General features: G+C 66.2%; 15 protein-coding genes and 2 riboswitches. Of the genes, 12 read left to right on the top strand and 3 right to left on the bottom strand.

Translation table 11 applies throughout. The annotated features are described in order from the left end of the window. The first annotated feature begins 3 nt into the window (after nt 1-3). The 9 genes from ccmA to ccmI are packed head-to-tail and all read left to right on the top strand — an operon-like array spanning nt 4 to nt 6,612. Entirely contained in the window at nt 4-669 is a 666-nt protein-coding gene (ccmA, locus tag LPZ50_RS00095) for a cytochrome c biogenesis heme-transporting ATPase CcmA (protein WP_230656129.1), read from the top strand. Continuing rightward, nucleotides 666-1,337 (top strand): heme exporter protein CcmB, encoded by a 672-nt coding sequence (gene ccmB / locus LPZ50_RS00100; RefSeq protein WP_230656132.1) that lies wholly within the window; start codon nt 666-668, stop codon nt 1,335-1,337. The genes ccmA and ccmB overlap by 4 nt, the downstream gene beginning before the upstream one ends. A 37-nt stretch (nt 1,338-1,374) precedes the next feature. After that, a complete protein-coding gene (locus LPZ50_RS00105; RefSeq protein ID WP_230656135.1) occupies nt 1,375-2,130 on the top strand; it encodes a heme ABC transporter permease in 756 nt (251 codons plus the stop codon). Next, nucleotides 2,127-2,306 (top strand): heme exporter protein CcmD, encoded by a 180-nt coding sequence (ccmD, locus tag LPZ50_RS00110; protein ID WP_230656138.1) that lies wholly within the window; start codon nt 2,127-2,129, stop codon nt 2,304-2,306. The genes LPZ50_RS00105 and ccmD overlap by 4 nt, the downstream gene beginning before the upstream one ends. Further along, on the top strand, nt 2,303-2,767 hold the full coding sequence (gene ccmE / locus LPZ50_RS00115) for a cytochrome c maturation protein CcmE (RefSeq protein ID WP_230656141.1): 465 nt from the start codon (nt 2,303-2,305) through the stop codon (nt 2,765-2,767). The genes ccmD and ccmE overlap by 4 nt, the downstream gene beginning before the upstream one ends. Next, nucleotides 2,764-4,740 (top strand): heme lyase CcmF/NrfE family subunit, encoded by a 1,977-nt coding sequence (locus LPZ50_RS00120; RefSeq protein WP_230656144.1) that lies wholly within the window; start codon nt 2,764-2,766, stop codon nt 4,738-4,740. The genes ccmE and LPZ50_RS00120 overlap by 4 nt, the downstream gene beginning before the upstream one ends. Further along, entirely contained in the window at nt 4,737-5,276 is a 540-nt protein-coding gene (locus LPZ50_RS00125) for a DsbE family thiol:disulfide interchange protein (RefSeq protein ID WP_230656147.1), read from the top strand. The genes LPZ50_RS00120 and LPZ50_RS00125 overlap by 4 nt, the downstream gene beginning before the upstream one ends. Further along, nucleotides 5,273-5,752 carry a cytochrome c-type biogenesis protein gene (locus tag LPZ50_RS00130; protein ID WP_230656150.1) on the top strand — a complete coding sequence of 160 codons (480 nt, stop codon included), beginning with the start codon at nt 5,273-5,275 and terminating at the stop codon, nt 5,750-5,752. The genes LPZ50_RS00125 and LPZ50_RS00130 overlap by 4 nt, the downstream gene beginning before the upstream one ends. Continuing rightward, the gene (gene ccmI / locus LPZ50_RS00135) at nt 5,749-6,612 is read left to right on the top strand and encodes a c-type cytochrome biogenesis protein CcmI (RefSeq protein ID WP_230656153.1); all 864 of its coding nucleotides are present in this window, start codon (nt 5,749-5,751) and stop codon (nt 6,610-6,612) included. Before LPZ50_RS00130 ends, ccmI begins: the two co-directional genes overlap by 4 nt. Before the next feature lie 3 nt (nt 6,613-6,615). Here the strand turns inward: ccmI and gcvP are convergent, their stop codons facing one another. The 3 genes from gcvP to gcvT form a co-directional block, all read right to left on the bottom strand. Next, nucleotides 6,616-9,489 carry an aminomethyl-transferring glycine dehydrogenase gene (gene gcvP / locus LPZ50_RS00140; RefSeq protein WP_230656156.1) on the bottom strand — a complete coding sequence of 958 codons (2,874 nt, stop codon included), beginning with the start codon at nt 9,487-9,489 and terminating at the stop codon, nt 6,616-6,618. A gap of 74 nt (nt 9,490-9,563) precedes the next feature. After that, the gene (gene gcvH, locus LPZ50_RS00145; protein ID WP_230656159.1) at nt 9,564-9,941 is read right to left on the bottom strand and encodes a glycine cleavage system protein GcvH; all 378 of its coding nucleotides are present in this window, start codon (nt 9,939-9,941) and stop codon (nt 9,564-9,566) included. A gap of 60 nt (nt 9,942-10,001) precedes the next feature. After that, nucleotides 10,002-11,102, bottom strand: a complete 1,101-nt coding sequence (gene gcvT, locus LPZ50_RS00150) for a glycine cleavage system aminomethyltransferase GcvT (protein ID WP_230656162.1) — start codon at nt 11,100-11,102, stop codon at nt 10,002-10,004. A gap of 80 nt (nt 11,103-11,182) precedes the next feature. Next, a riboswitch (glycine riboswitch) is annotated at nt 11,183-11,300 on the bottom strand. A 37-nt stretch (nt 11,301-11,337) separates the two neighbouring features. Continuing rightward, nucleotides 11,338-11,436, bottom strand: a riboswitch (glycine riboswitch). A gap of 196 nt (nt 11,437-11,632) precedes the next feature. Between gcvT and LPZ50_RS00155 the strand changes: the two genes are divergently transcribed. The 3 genes from LPZ50_RS00155 to napA are packed head-to-tail and all read left to right on the top strand — an operon-like array spanning nt 11,633 to nt 14,756. After that, the gene (locus tag LPZ50_RS00155) at nt 11,633-11,923 is read left to right on the top strand and encodes a 4Fe-4S dicluster domain-containing protein (protein ID WP_230656164.1); all 291 of its coding nucleotides are present in this window, start codon (nt 11,633-11,635) and stop codon (nt 11,921-11,923) included. Further along, nucleotides 11,920-12,222, top strand: a complete 303-nt coding sequence (locus LPZ50_RS00160; protein ID WP_230656167.1) for a chaperone NapD — start codon at nt 11,920-11,922, stop codon at nt 12,220-12,222. The genes LPZ50_RS00155 and LPZ50_RS00160 overlap by 4 nt, the downstream gene beginning before the upstream one ends. Further along, nucleotides 12,213-14,756, top strand: a complete 2,544-nt coding sequence (napA, locus tag LPZ50_RS00165) for a nitrate reductase catalytic subunit NapA (RefSeq protein ID WP_230656170.1) — start codon at nt 12,213-12,215, stop codon at nt 14,754-14,756. Before LPZ50_RS00160 ends, napA begins: the two co-directional genes overlap by 10 nt. The last annotated feature ends 26 nt before the right edge of the window (nt 14,757-14,782 follow it).

Here is a 14,782-nt window from a genome sequence, read left to right on the forward strand (position 1 = left end):
ACCATGACTGACACTTCCTGCGCGCTGCTGGCGCATGGCTTCCCAGCCCCGCCGCTGCTGCGGACGGTGGCGCTGGGGTGCGAGCGCGACGAACGCACACTGTTCCGCCAGTTGTATTTTTCGTTGGGCGCCGGCGGCATGCTGCATGTCAAGGGGCCCAATGGTTGCGGCAAGACCAGCCTGCTGCGCCTGCTGGCGGGGTTGGCGCAACCCACGCAGGGGCGCGTCGAGCGGTATCCCCCGCCCTCGCCCGGCGCATCCCGGCCTCCCCTATGGATAGGCCATGCGCCCGGCATCAAAAACCTGCTGACTCCCTTCGAGAACCTGTCCTGGCTGGGTACCCTGCACACGCCGGTATCCGACGCCTGCGTGCGGCGGGCGCTGGCGGCGGTTGGCCTGCGCGGCACCGAAGATGTGCCCTGCCATGCACTGTCGGCCGGCCAGCAGCGGCGGGTGGCGCTGGCCCGCCTGCACCTGCCGGGCACGCCCCTGTTGTGGATACTGGACGAACCCTATACGGCACTGGACCAGCAGGGCATCAACGATCTGGAACACCATCTGGCCCGCCATTGCGCGCACGGGGGGGCCGTGGTGCTAACGAGCCATCACAAGATACTGCTCCGTGCATCAGAGTATCGCGAACTTGATCTGGGACAGTGCTTGCCATGATCAAGGTGCTTATCCTGTTGCTCATTCGTGAGTTGAAATTGCTATGCCGCCGTCCTGCGGAACTTGCCACCCCCCTGCTGTTCTTCTGCCTGGTCATTGCCTTGTTTCCGCTGGCTGTGGGCCCGCAGTCGCAATTGCTGCAAAGCGTCGCGCCGGGCCTGGTCTGGGTGGCAGCCCTGCTGGCGGTGCTGCTCTCCCTCGACGGCCTGTTCCGCAGCGACCTGGAAGATGGGTCCCTGGAACAATGGCTGCTTTCCCCCCACCCCCTTGCAGTGCTGGCCTTGGCCAAAGTGCTGGCACACTGGGCATGCAGCGGGCTGGCGCTAGTTGCCATGGCACCCGTGCTGGCGCTGGTGCTGGGCCTGCCGGCGCATTGCGTTCCGGTACTGATGCTGTCGCTGCTGTTGGGCACCCCGGTGCTGAGCCTGCTGGGCGCGGTAGGCGCTTCGCTGACTGTCGGCCTGCGGCGCAGCGGCCTGTTGCTGGCCCTGCTGATCCTGCCGCTGTACATCCCTGTGCTCATACTGGGCGGCGGCGCCGTGCAGGCCGCCCAGCAAGGCTTGCCCGCCGCTGCTCATTTGCTGTGGCTGGCGTCGCTGGCGGTGCTGGCGCTTACGCTGGCCCCATTTTCCATCGCGGCAGGGGTATCCCTCAGTGTGGGCGACTGACTACCGGTGCCCCCTTGGCCCCAGGCGAGCGTACGGCATGAACTGGACCCGGCTGCACCGATGGGCATCCCCCAGGTGGTTCTATGAAATGAGCGGCCGCTGCCTGCCCTGGCTGGCAGCGGCCAGCTTGTTGCTCATCGCCGCGGGCCTGGGCTGGGGCCTGGCGTTCGCGCCGGCCGATTACCAGCAAGGCCACAGCTTCCGCATCATTTACGTTCACGTGCCGGCGGCCATGCTGGCCCAGTCCATCTACATCATGCTGGCCGTGGCGGGCGCCATTGGCCTGGTCTGGAAAATAAAGCTGGCCGACGTAGCCCTGCAGCAGGCCGCGCCCATCGGGGCCTGGATGACGCTTATCGCGCTGGTCTCCGGCGCGCTGTGGGGCAAGCCCACCTGGGGCACGTACTGGATATGGGACGCACGCCTGACATCCATGCTTATCCTGCTGTTCCTGTACCTGGGCATCATCGCGCTGGGCCAGGCCATTGCGCGGCGCCAGGCAGCGGCCAAGGCCTGCGCGGTGCTGGCCATCGTGGGAGTGGTGAACATTCCCATCATCAAATACTCGGTCGACTGGTGGAACACGCTACACCAGCCCGCCACCTTCTCCCTGGCCCAGAAGCCGGCCATGCCTGCGCAAATGTGGCTGCCCCTGCTGCTGGCGGCGGCAGGTTTCTACGCCTTCTTCGGCGCCGTGCTGCTTGCGCGCATGCGGCTGGAAGTACTGAAGCGGGAAGCCGCCACTCGCTGGGCCAGCAACGAAATCGCCAGGCTGCTCAAGATCCCCTCATGAACCGCTTTTCCTCGTTTGCCGAATTCCTGGCCATGGGCAGCCATGGTGTCTATGTCTGGACCGCCTACGCATTCAGCCTGGCGCTGCTGTGCTGGATGGCTCTGGCGCCGCTGCTGGCCCGCCGCCTGTGCCTGAAGGCGATGGCGCGCCGTACGGGCCGCCAGGTGCGGCCATGACCCCGCAGCGCAAGAAGCGCCTGGCCGTGGTCCTGGCCCTGGCCTGCGGCGCCAGCCTGGCCGCGGCGCTGGCATTGGCCGCCCTGCGGCAGAACATCAACCTTTTCTACACGCCCAGCCAGATCGCCGCTGGCGAGGCACCCGCGCACACGCGTATCCGCGCGGGAGGCTTGGTACAAGAAGGTTCGCTGCAGCGTTCTCCAGACAGCCTGGTCGTGCAGTTCTCGGTTACCGATGGGGCGCGGCGCGTGGCCGTGCAGTACCGGGGCATCCTGCCCGACCTGTTCCGCGAAGGCCAGGGCATCGTCGCCCTGGGCAAGCTCGATTCCCAGGGCATATTGCAGGCCGACGAAGTATTGGCCAAGCACGACCAGAACTACATGCCGCCGGAGGCCATGCACGCGTTGGAGCAAGCCGGCGCCTCGCCCCCGCGCACGGCTGGGCCTGGGGCCGCCCCATGATTCCCGAACTGGGCCTGCTGTCGTTGATCCTGGCCTTGTGCCTGGCCATGGTGCAAGCCAGTCTGCCGCTGGCGGGCGCCCGGCACGGCAACGTTACCTGGATGCGGCTGGCCAGGCCCGCGGCCTGGGGGCAGCTGGGCTTTCTGGCCCTGGCATTCACATGCCTGGCGCACGCGTTCCTGGCCGATGATTTCTCGGTGGCATACGTGGCGCACCACTCCAACAGCGCCCTGCCCTGGTACTACAAGCTCAGCGCCGTCTGGGGGGCGCATGAAGGCTCTCTGCTGCTGTGGGCATTGATGCTGGCGGGTTGGACGTGCGCCGTCTCGCTCGCCTCCAGGCAATTGCCCGCCCCCATGATGGCCCGCGTACTGGCAGTCATGGGCCTGGTCAGTATCGGATTCCTGCTCTTCCTGATATCCACCTCGAACCCCTTTGACCGCCTGCTGCTGGATACGCCCGCCGACGGCCGCGATCTGAATCCCCTGCTGCAAGACCTGGGCCTGATTCTGCACCCCCCCTTGCTTTATATGGGCTACGTGGGGTTCTCGGTGGTGTTTGCCTTCGCCATTGCCGCGTTGCTCGAGGGCAGGCTCGATGCCGCCTGGGCACGGTGGGCCCGGCCCTGGACGGCAGCAGCCTGGGGGTTCTTGGGCCTGGGAATTGCCTTGGGGTCGTGGTGGGCCTACTACGAACTGGGCTGGGGCGGCTGGTGGTTCTGGGATCCGGTGGAAAACGCGTCGCTCATGCCGTGGCTGGTGGGCACCGCCCTGATGCACACGCTGGCGGCCACCGAAAAACGCGGGGTATTCAAAAGCTGGACCTTGCTGCTGGCGATCGCGGCATTCTCGCTCAGCCTGCTGGGCACGTTCCTGGTGCGCTCGGGCGTGCTCACTTCCGTGCACGCGTTTGCCACTGACCCGGCACGCGGCATATTCATCCTGTGCTTCCTGCTGCTGGTGGTGGGCGGGTCGCTGACGCTGTTCGCCTTGCGCGCACCCGGATCCGCGCCGCCCGTGCGGTTCGGCGCCTGGTCGCGCGAGGCCCTGCTGCTGGTGAACAACCTGCTGCTTTCCGTGGCTGCAGCCACCATACTGCTGGGCACGCTATACCCCTTGGTCCTGGATGCCCTGACGGGCGCCAAGCTGTCGGTGGGGCCGCCTTATTTCAATGCCCTGTTCGCTCCCTTGATGGCGCTGCTGATGGCGGCCACCGCGCTGGGCGTGGCGGCGCGCTGGAAAAACTCGCCATGGCGCTGGCTGTTGCGCATGCTGGGCCCGGTGCTGGCGGCCAGCATCACCCTGGCATTGCTGGCCGCCGCATGGCGCGGCGAACTGCGCTGGCAACAAATGGCAGTGTGGCTGCTGGCCGGCTGGATCATACTGGGCGGCCTGCGCGACATACTCGACAAAACCCGCCACCGGGGCATGGCGCAAGGGCTGGCGGCCATGGGGCGCAGCTACTGGGGCATGCATCTGGGACACCTGGGCTTCGCGCTGTGCGCGCTGGGCGCGGTGTTGACCAGCACCGGCAGCCTGGAACGCGACCTGCGCATGGCCCCCGGCGATGCGGTCGAACTGGGCGGATACCGCCTGGTCTTCGAAGGCACGATACCTTACCAAGGGCCCAACTTTGCGTCGGAACGCGGCACCGTCCGGATACTGCGCAATGGCCGCCCGGCCGGCACCCTTTACCCGGAAAAGCGCTACTACCCTGTGCAGCAGGCCAGCATGACCGAAGCGGGCATCGACGCGGGCCTGACGCGCGACCTGTTCGTGGCCCTGGGCGAACCCCTGGAAGGGGGGGCGTGGGCGCTGCGGGTGCATATCAAGCCCTTCGTGCGCTGGATCTGGCTGGGCGCGTTGCTGATGGCGCTGGGGGCTTTCCTGGCCGCGTCCGACCGCCGCTATCGCACCTGGGCGAAGCTGCCATCGCGCGTGCGCCCAAGGCCGCCAGTCAAGGAACCCGCATGAGACGCTTGCTGTTGCTGTTGCCGCTGGCCTTGTTCCTGGGAATTGCCGGCTTTCTGTACCGCGGGCTGTTCCTGGACCCCGCCCGCCTGCCATCGGCCCTGGTAGGCCAGCCGTTCCCCGCTTTTGCGCTGCCGGCACTGGACGACCCGCAGCGCAACCTGACACAGCGGGACATCCTGGGCCGGCCCGCGCTGGTGAATGTATGGGCCACCTGGTGCCCCTCGTGCCGGCAGGAACATCCTGTGCTGAATCGGCTGGCGGAAAGCGGAGTGCTGATCTACGGCATCAACTACAAAGACGACCGGGCCCAGGCCCGGCACTGGTTGCGCACCTTGCATAACCCCTACCGCCTGAACATCGAAGACGCCGCCGGCACCCTGGGCCTGGACCTGGGCGTATACGGCGCCCCCGAAACCTTCTTCATCGACGCGCGGGGCGTGATTCGCAACAAATTCGTCGGGGTCATCGACGAGGCCACCTGGCGCGACAAGCTGGCTCCCATTTACCAGCAACTGCTCAACGAGGCCGGCCCATGAAACGCGTACTGGCTGCCGCCCTGCTTTGGGCCCTGTTGGGCAGCGGCCTGGCGGCCATAGATACTTTCGAATTCTCCGACGATGCGCAACGAGCACGATATCGCCACCTGGCCGAAACCTTGCGATGCCCGAAGTGCCAGAACCAGAACATCGCCGACTCCAACTCGCCCATCGCCAACGACCTGCGCAACGAGGTCCATCGGTTGCTGGATGCCGGACACACTGATCAACAGATCATCGAGTTCATGGTGGCCCGCTACGGTGAATTCGTGCTTTACCAGCCGCCACTGAACAACCGGACCCTGCTGCTGTGGTATGGCCCTCCGCTATTGTTGCTGGCGGGCGCCGCCGTACTAGCGGGCATCATCCTGCGCAGGCGCCGGGCTGGCCAGGCAAGCGGCCCGCTGTCCGCTTCCGAACAGCAGCGCCTGAGCCGATTGCTCGAAGGCACGCCGCGGCGTGAAGACGCCTCATGATGGAATTCTGGTTGCCCGCCACCGTGCTGCTGGCCGTGGCCCTGGCATGCGTACTGGTGCCGCTGCTGCGCAGGCCTGCCGCAGATGCCGCTGGCGATGCCGACCGCGCCGCTGTCAACGCGGCGCTTTATCACGAGCGCCTGCGCGATCTTGAAACACAGTATGGCGCCAGGACACTCACGGCCAGCCAGTTGGCGGCGGGGCGAACGGAAGCCGCCCGCGAACTGCTGGAAAACACTGGCCGCGCCACGCAGCCTGCTTCAACCGGCAAGCGCGGCGTCGGTCTTGGCCTGGTTGCCGCGCTGTCGGTACCCATTGTGGGCGCGGTCCTGTATATGCATTGGGGTTCGCTGGACGAAATACTGCTGTCGCGTAGCCAGGGCGGCGGCGCCGGACACGGCATCCCGCAAATGACGGCGCGACTGGAAGCGTCGTTGGAATCCGCCCCCGATTCAGTGGAGGGCTGGATTCTGCTGGGCCGCACCTACCAGGCGCAAGATCGCCATGCCGATGCGGCAAAGGCTTTCGAACGCGCCTCCATGCTGGCGGGGCGCGCGCCAGCACTGCTGGGGCTGTGGGCGCAAGCCCTGTACTTCGCCCACCAGCAGCAATGGACGCCGCAAGTGCAATCGTTGATAGAAGAAGCGCTGGCGGCCGACCCTGCAGAGGCATCCAGCCTGACGCTGGCGGGCCTGGCCGCGTTCGAGACCGGCCGCTACCAGGCCGCGGCCGATTACTGGCAGCGCCTGGCAGCCGCCCTGCCCGACCAGGATCCCGCCCGCGCCACGTTGGCCCAAGGCATCGCCCGTGCCCGCGACCTGGCGCGGGCGCCCGAGTCCGCCGCGACCGTCAAGCCCTGAACATCAGGCATATGCCTCGATCGGCAGGCACGCGCACACCAGGTTGCGATCCCCGTAGGCATTGTCGACCCGCGCAACCGGCGGCCAATACTTGGCATCGCGCAGCGTAGCCACCGGATAGGCGGCCTGCTGGCGCGGGTAGTCGTGCAACCAGTCTTCGGCCAGCAGCATTTGCGCGGTGTGCGGCGCGTTTTTCAGCACGTTGTCGTCGCGGTCGCGCTCGCCGTTCTCGACCTGGGCGATTTCGGCGCGGATGGCGATCATGGCATCGACGAAACGGTCGAGTTCGGCCAGGCCTTCGGACTCGGTGGGCTCGACCATCAGCGTACCCGCCACGGGGAAGCTCATGGTGGGGGCATGGAAACCGTAGTCCATCAGGCGCTTGGCGATGTCTTCGGCGGTAATGCCGCTGGTTTCCTTCAGCGGGCGCACGTCCAGGATGCACTCATGGGCCACGCGGCCATTGCGTCCGGCATACAGCACCGGATAATGGCCGCGCAGGCGCGCGGCGATGTAGTTGGCATTCAGGATGGCCACTTCCGTGGCGCGGCGCAATCCGTCCGCCCCCATCAGGGCGATGTAGGCATACGAAATCGGCAGAATGCCGGCCGAGCCGTACGGGGCCGCCGACACCGGGCCCACATTGGCTTCCACACCTAACCGGCCCTGCGCATTGAGCACGCCCGGCAGGTAGGGCGCCAGGTGCGCGCGCACCGCCACCGGGCCCACGCCCGGGCCGCCGCCACCGTGCGGAATGCAGAAGGTCTTGTGCAAATTCAGGTGCGACACGTCGGAACCGAACTTGCCCGGCTGGGCCACGCCCACCATGGCATTCATGTTGGCGCCATCCAGGTATACCTGCCCGCCGGCCTGGTGCACCAAGTCGCAGATTTCGGTAATGGCTTCCTCGAACACGCCGTGCGTGGAGGGATAGGTGATCATCAATGCCGACAAGCGGTCGCCCACCTGTTCGAGCTTGGCGCGCAGGTCGGCGATGTCGACATTGCCCTGTCCATCGGACGCAACCACCACTACTTCCATGCCGGCCAGTTGGGCCGACGCCGGATTGGTGCCGTGCGCGGATGCGGGAATCAGGCAGACATCGCGCTGCGCCTGGCCGTTGGCGCGGTGATAGCCGCGAATGGCCAGCAGCCCGGCGTATTCGCCTTGCGCGCCGGAATTGGGCTGCAGGCTGATGTTGTCGTAGCCGGTGATCTCGCACAGGGCGGCCGACAGCCGCTCGATCAGGTCGCGATAACCCGCGCTTTGATCGGCAGGCGCGAACGGGTGCATCTGGGCGAACTCGGGCCAGGTGATGGGGATCATCTCGGCCGTGGCGTTCAGCTTCATGGTGCACGAACCCAGCGGAATCATGGTGCGATCCAGCGCGAGGTCTTTGTCGGACAGCTTGCGCAGGTAGCGCAGCATATCGGTTTCGGACTGGATGCTGGAAAACACCGGATGGGACAGGATTTCGCCTTGTCGCTGCAGCGCCTGCGGAATTCCGCCCACGGCCGCCGCATCCTGCGCCTCGATATCCAGCGCCACATTGTCTTTGTGCAAGCCCGCGGCAAACACATTGATCAGCGCTTCCAGGTCGGCGGCCGTCACGGTTTCGTCCAGCGACACCGCCAGCCGGGCGCCATCGACACGGCGCAAGTTGATGCGTTCGCAGTCGGCCGCCACGGCAATGGCGGGCGTAACCGATCCGGTTTCCAGCAGCAGCGTATCGAAGAAAGTGTGGTTCACCACCTTGACGCCCAACTGGCCCAGCGCGGCCCGCAGGATCGCCGTGTAGCGCTGCACACGCGTGGCGATGCGGCGTATGCCGTCGGGACCATGCCACACTGCGTACAGGCCGGCCATGACGGCCAGCAACACCTGCGCCGTGCAGATATTGGACGTGGCCTTCTCGCGCCGGATGTGCTGCTCACGTGTCTGCAGCGCCAGGCGCAGCGCAGGATTGCCCTGGGCGTCTTTCGAGACGCCCACCAGGCGGCCGGGCATGTTGCGTTTGTAGGCGTCTTTGCAGGCCATGAAGCCGGCATGGGGACCGCCGAAGCCGAACGGCACGCCAAAACGCTGCGACGACCCCACGGCGATATCGGCCCCCCACTCGCCTGGGGGAACCAGCAGCGCCAGCGCCAGCAGGTCGGTGGCGCAGGCCACGACCGCGCCCTGGGCATGGGCGGCATCGGCCAGGGCCCGATAATTGGAGACTGAACCCAGGCTGTTGGGATATTGCAGCAGCACCCCGAAGCAGTCCGGCAGGCCCCGGGCCTCGTCGCCCACGACAACCTCGATATCCAGGCCTTCCGCGCGCGTACGCACGACTTCGATCGTTTGCGGATGGCAGTGCTCGGACACGAAAAACACCGCGCTGCCCGATTTCGAGCCGCGCCGCGCCAGCGTCATGGCTTCGGCTGCCGCCGTGCCTTCGTCCAGCAGCGACGCGTTGGAGATATCCAGGCCGGTAAGATCGGCCACCATGGTCTGGTAGTTGAGCAGCGCTTCCAGGCGCCCTTGCGAGATCTCGGGCTGGTACGGCGTGTAGGCCGTGTACCACGCCGGGTTTTCCAGCACGTTGCGCAGCACCACGTTGGGTGTGTGCGTGCCGTAATACCCCTGGCCAATGTAGTTGCGGTAGACACGGTTGCGCCCCGCGATGGCTTTCAGTTCAGCCAGCACGTCGGGTTCGCTGCGCGATTCGGGCAGGGCCAGGGGCCCCTGACTGCGAATGGCGGGCGGCACCACTTCTTGCAACAGGGTATCCAGGCTGCCGCAGCCGACGGCGGCCAGCATTTTTTCCTGGTCGGCTGCGGTAGGGCCGATGTGGCGGGGAACGAAATCAGTGTGGGGGTCTAGGGCGCGCGACATGGATAGTAGATATCTGGGGTGCAAATGAATGGCTGCGCGGCGGCGGCGAGCCGCCCGCGCAGCATCGGCCTGCTTCAGTCCTTGGCCACGGCCTCGTAGCCGGCGGCGTCCAGCAGCTTGTCGAGGTCGGCAGCGTTATCGGGCTTGATCTTGTAGATCCAGGCGGTGTAGGCGGATTCGTTGATCAGATTGGGCGTGCTTTCGAGTTCGTCGTTGAACGCCACGATTTCTCCCGACACAGGAGCGTAGATGTCGGAAGCGGCCTTGACCGATTCGACCACGCCCGCGGTGGCGCCGGCCTTCAATTTGGCGCCGACGTTGACGTCGCCGACAAAGACGAGGTCGCCCAGCTGTTCCTGGGCGTTGTCGGTGATGCCGACGACGAATACGTCGCCTTCGGCTTTGACCCATTCATGGGACTCGGTGTACTTGCGATCGGTGGGCAGGCTCATGGAAGCTCCTAATAGGGTTGCGCGCGGACGCCGGCACCCCTGCCGGCGCATGGTGGCAGTTTACGGGTGTTCGACCGCCTTGCCATGGCGCACGAACGGCAATTTGCATACCTGGGCAGGCACCCGCTTGCCACGGATATCCACCTCGACGAGCTGGCCGGGCTGGACACCCGGCGGCAGCCGGGCAAACGCGATGGAAACGCCCAGCGTGGGCGACATGGTGCCGCTGGTGATTTCACCCAGGCCATTGGGGGTGTGCACGGCCATGTGGGCGCGCATCACGCCGCGGTCTTGCAGTTTCAGGCCGACAAAGCCGCAGGGCTGGGCGAACTGCTCCAGGGCGTCACGGCCAACGAACCGGCGGCCGGCGTTTTTGAGCGACACCGTCCAAGTCAGGCCGGCCTGGTCCGGATGGGTAAGCTCGTCCATGTCCTGGCCGTACAGGTTCATGCCGGCTTCCAGGCGCAGGGTGTCGCGCGCTCCTAGTCCGCAGGGACGCACCCCCTGGGCGACCAGGTCGTTCCATAGTTGCACGACCTGCACGGCCGGCAGCACGATCTCGAAACCGTCTTCCCCGGTATAACCCGTGCGCGCCACCAGGGTGTCGTCTTCCAGCAGGGCCGCCACGAAGGGGGGCAGGGGCTCGGTGGCGGCCTGCCAGGCAGGCCGCGCGGCCCACACCTTGGCGCGGGCATTGGGGCCTTGCACGGCCACCATGGCCAGGTCGCGCCGGGGCGTGATGGCAACGTCGAAACCGCCGGCGCCGGCCACCCGTTGCATCCAGGCCATGTCTTTGTCGGCGGTGGCGGCGTTGACCACCACGCGCCATTGGTCGGCCGCGAAGAAATAGACGATCAGGTCGTCGATGATGCCGCCCTGCGGGTTGAGCATGCAGGTATACAGCGCCTTGCCTGGCACCGTGAGCTTGGCTACGTCGTTAGCCACCAGGCGCTGCAGGAACGCCATGGCGTCCGGCCCGGCGACATCGGCGTTGAGCATGTGGGATACATCGAACATGCCGGCGTCGCGGCGTACGGCATGGTGCTCTTCGAGCTGCGACCCGTAGGCCAGCGGCATTTCCCAGCCGCCGAAATCGACCATGCGGGCGCCGGAGGCCACGTGGGCTTCGGCCAGCGGGGTGCGTTTGAGGGTGGAGGACATGACAGGCTCCGGAGCGGCGGCATCGCCAGGGTTACGGAATGCCGGCCTGGAAGCGGAAAGCGCCAGGAGCCAGCTGGAATTTCCGCCCCTCTGTCCTTTTGCCTGAGAGTTGCCCCGCGGTTTGTGCGGGTTTGCACCTTCGGCGCCTGGGCTGCGCACGGCAAGGCCGGGGCGCCAGGTCTCTCCAGAGTGCTGTTTCAGCCGTGCTCGCCGGCACGACACCGGGGCAACAGGCTGACGCAGCGCGGTATGGGTTACCTGAGCGATTCTGGGCGAATTGCGCCTTCGGCGGCGGCCCGGATGTACCTGGACCGCTCTCTCCCGCGACTTGCATGACAGCGGAGTGAAGCATACATCGAAAGGCTGGCCGGGCAAAGCGGATACGCCCCCCTGCCGTCCGGCGCCGCCGCCGGGAAGACCAGCCCCGCCATTGAGCCCAGTCAATCGCACCAAACCCCGATTGACGGCAGTCAAGGCCACGGCCTGGGCCCGATACCCATAATCCCGCACAGGTTATAGGGAATTGAAACATGGCATTCACACGACGGCAATTGCTCACCGGCCGACGGCCCCGCCCCGGCGCCATGGCGCTGGACGCGCTGCGCAGCCGCCCCTGGCGCGCCCGCATTCTTGCCGCCTGCCTGGCCGGCCAGGGTATCGAATGCCGGGTCTGCGGCACCGCCTGTACCGCGAACGCCATCCAGTTCCCGCTGACGCGGGGCGGGGCGGCACGGCCCCGGGTGGATGCCGCCCGCTGCAATGGCTGCGGACAGTGCCTGCCAGGCTGCCCTTCCTCCGCCATCGTGCCGGAGGCCGCATGAGAATCGCCAGCCTGGTCCTGCGCATCCCCCCCGAACAGATTTCCGCCACCCGGCAGGTTCTGGCCACCATCGCGGGCGTGCAAGTGCACGCCCACGACTCCGCCACCGGCAAGGTCATCGTCACGATCGAAGACGGCCCCGGCTACAGCACAGCCGACTCCATCCTGGCCGTGCACAAGGTGCCCTGCGTACTGTCGGCCACGCTGGCCTACGAATACGGCGACCCCGACACGCCGCTCGCCGGCGAATCCTCACTCCACTTTCGACCCCCGGCATTGGGAGCCTCACCATGTCATTGAACAGACGCGAATTCATCAAGAGCCATGCCATTGCCGCCGCGGCCGCAACCGCCGGCATGTCCCTGCCGAGATCCGCCTTGGCGCAGGCCGCCGCTCCATCCCCCAGCGTACGCTGGGACAAGGCGCCCTGCCGCTTCTGCGGCACCGGCTGTTCCGTGTTGGTGGGGGTACAGAACGACCGCGTGGTCGCCACCCAGGGTGACCCGGAAGCCCCCGTGAACCGGGGGCTGAACTGCATCAAGGGCTACTTCCTGTCCAAGATCATGTACGGCGCCGACCGCCTTACCCGGCCCATGCTGCGCAAAACCAATGGCGCCTACGACAAGAACGGCGAGTTCACCCCCGTCAGCTGGGACGAGGCGTTCGACATCATGGAACAAAAATGGAAACAGGCGCTCGCGCAAGGCGGCCCTGAATCGGTAGCCATGTTCGGATCCGGCCAATGGACCATCTGGGAAGGCTACGCCGCCGCCAAGCTGTTCAAGGCGGGATTCCGCAGCAACAACCTCGACCCCAATGCGCGCCACTGCATGGCCAGCGCCGTGGTGGGCTTCATGCGCACCTTCGGCATCGACGAACCCATGGGCTGCTACGACGACATCGAGCACGCCGACGCCTTCGTGCTGTGGGGCTCGAACATGGCCGAGATGCATCCCATTCTCTGGAGCCGCATCACCGACCGCCGCCTGACCCACCCCGGCAGCGAAGTGCACGTGCTGTCCACCTTCGAGCACCGCAGCTTCGAACTGGCCGACAACGGCATGATTTTCACACCGCAAACCGACCTGGCCATCCTGAACTACCTGTGCAACAGCCTCATCCAGAATGGCAAGGTCGACCGCCAGTTCATCGACCAGCACGTCAATTTCAAGAAAGGCGCCACCGATATCGGATACGGCCTGCGGCCCAACCATCCCCTGGAACAGCAGGCCGGCGCCAATGGGTATCCCTCTGCCGATGGTTCTCCCAAGGGCGACCCGGGCGCGGCCACGCCCTGCACGTACGAAGAATTTGCCGAATTCGTGTCCACCTATACGCTGGACTACACGGCCCGGCTGTCCGGCGTGCCGCCGGAAAAACTGCAGCGGCTGGCTGAACTGTACGCCGACCCCGGCAAGAAGATCGTGTCGTTCTGGACCATGGGTTTCAACCAGCATACGCGCGGCACCTGGGTCAACAACATGATCTACAACGTGCACTTGCTGACAGGCAAGATCTCGCAACCCGGTTGCGGCCCATTCTCGCTGACGGGGCAGCCCTCGGCCTGTGGCACCGCCCGCGAAGTGGGCACTTTTGCCCACCGCCTGCCTGCCGACATGGTGGTGGGCAATCCGGCGCACCGCAAGGTGGCCGAGCAACTGTGGCAATTGCCCGACGGCACCATTCCCGCCAAGGTCGGCCTGCATGCGGTGGCGCAAAGCCGCGCCCTGAAAGACGGCAAGCTGAAGTGCTACTGGACGTCCACCACCAATAACATGCAGGCCGGGCCGAACATCAACGACGAAATCTACCCTGGCTGGCGCAATCCCGAGGCATTCGTGGTGGTGTCCGACCCCTACCCCACCGTGTCGGCACTGTCGGCCGACCTGATCCTGCCCACGGCCATGTGGGTGGAAAAGGAAGGCGCCTACGGCAACGCCGAACGGCGTACCCAGTTCTGGCGCCAGCAGGTGAAAGCACCGGGCGAATCGCGGTCCGACCTGTGGCAGTACCTGGAATTTTCCAAGCGCTTCCTGGTTGACGAGGTGTGGCCGGAGGAACTGCTGGCCAAGAAACCGGAATACCGCGGCAAGACCCTGTACGACGTGCTGTACGCCAATGGCGTGGCCAACCGGTATCCGCTGCCAGACGTTGCGGCAGTCAACCAGCATGCCATCGACGGCTACATGAACGACGAGTCGCAGCACTTCGGCTTCTACGTGCAGAAGGGCCTGTTCGAAGAATACGCCCAGTTCGGCCGCGGCCACGCCCACGACCTGGCCGACTTCGACCTGTATCACCGGTCGCGCGGCTTGCGCTGGCCCGTGGTCGACGGCAAGGAAACCCTATGGCGCTTTCGCGAAGGCTACGACCCCTACGTCAAGCAGGGCGAGGGCATCCGCTTTTACGGCCACAAGGACGGCCGCGCCAACATCTTCGCCCTGCCCTACCAGCCCCCGGCCGAAGCACCCGACCAAGACTACGACCTGTGGTTCTGCACGGGCCGCGTGCTGGAGCACTGGCATACCGGGTCGATGACGCGGCGCGTGCCGGAATTGCACCGCGCCGTGCCGGAGGCCGTGCTGTTCATGCATCCCGACGACGCCAAGTCGCGCGGCTTGCAGCGCGGCATGCAGTGCAAGGTAATGTCGCGCCGCGGCGAGGTGCTGGCCAGCGTGGAAACGCGCGGCCGCAACCGGCCGCCTCGCGGCCTGGTGTACATGCCGTTCTTCGACGAAGGGCGGCTGATCAACAAACTGACCCTGGACGCCACCTGCCCGCTGTCGAAGGAAACCGACTTCAAGAAATGCGCAGTCAAGGTACTGAAGGCCTGACCTGCCCCTACCCGCTACCCGCCCCG

The sequence above is a fragment of the Bordetella petrii genome, from assembly GCF_020991325.1.
GTDB lineage: Bacteria > Pseudomonadota > Gammaproteobacteria > Burkholderiales > Burkholderiaceae_B > Bordetella_A > Bordetella_A petrii_E.

What these genes read in the sequence shown, in the direction of transcription:
- ccmA (WP_230656129.1), top strand. Translation starts at nt 4, where the DNA reads ATGACTGACACTTCCTGCGCGCTGCTGGCGCATGGCTTCCCAGCCCCG.
- ccmB (WP_230656132.1), top strand. Translation starts at nt 666, where the DNA reads ATGATCAAGGTGCTTATCCTGTTGCTCATTCGTGAGTTGAAATTGCTA.
- LPZ50_RS00105 (WP_230656135.1), top strand. Translation starts at nt 1,375, where the DNA reads ATGAACTGGACCCGGCTGCACCGATGGGCATCCCCCAGGTGGTTCTAT.
- ccmD (WP_230656138.1), top strand. Translation starts at nt 2,127, where the DNA reads ATGAACCGCTTTTCCTCGTTTGCCGAATTCCTGGCCATGGGCAGCCAT.
- ccmE (WP_230656141.1), top strand. Translation starts at nt 2,303, where the DNA reads ATGACCCCGCAGCGCAAGAAGCGCCTGGCCGTGGTCCTGGCCCTGGCC.
- LPZ50_RS00120 (WP_230656144.1), top strand. Translation starts at nt 2,764, where the DNA reads ATGATTCCCGAACTGGGCCTGCTGTCGTTGATCCTGGCCTTGTGCCTG.
- LPZ50_RS00125 (WP_230656147.1), top strand. Translation starts at nt 4,737, where the DNA reads ATGAGACGCTTGCTGTTGCTGTTGCCGCTGGCCTTGTTCCTGGGAATT.
- LPZ50_RS00130 (WP_230656150.1), top strand. Translation starts at nt 5,273, where the DNA reads ATGAAACGCGTACTGGCTGCCGCCCTGCTTTGGGCCCTGTTGGGCAGC.
- ccmI (WP_230656153.1), top strand. Translation starts at nt 5,749, where the DNA reads ATGATGGAATTCTGGTTGCCCGCCACCGTGCTGCTGGCCGTGGCCCTG.
- gcvP (WP_230656156.1), bottom strand. Translation starts at nt 9,489, where the DNA reads ATGTCGCGCGCCCTAGACCCCCACACTGATTTCGTTCCCCGCCACATC.
- gcvH (WP_230656159.1), bottom strand. Translation starts at nt 9,941, where the DNA reads ATGAGCCTGCCCACCGATCGCAAGTACACCGAGTCCCATGAATGGGTC.
- gcvT (WP_230656162.1), bottom strand. Translation starts at nt 11,102, where the DNA reads ATGTCCTCCACCCTCAAACGCACCCCGCTGGCCGAAGCCCACGTGGCC.
- LPZ50_RS00155 (WP_230656164.1), top strand. Translation starts at nt 11,633, where the DNA reads ATGGCATTCACACGACGGCAATTGCTCACCGGCCGACGGCCCCGCCCC.
- LPZ50_RS00160 (WP_230656167.1), top strand. Translation starts at nt 11,920, where the DNA reads ATGAGAATCGCCAGCCTGGTCCTGCGCATCCCCCCCGAACAGATTTCC.
- napA (WP_230656170.1), top strand. Translation starts at nt 12,213, where the DNA reads ATGTCATTGAACAGACGCGAATTCATCAAGAGCCATGCCATTGCCGCC.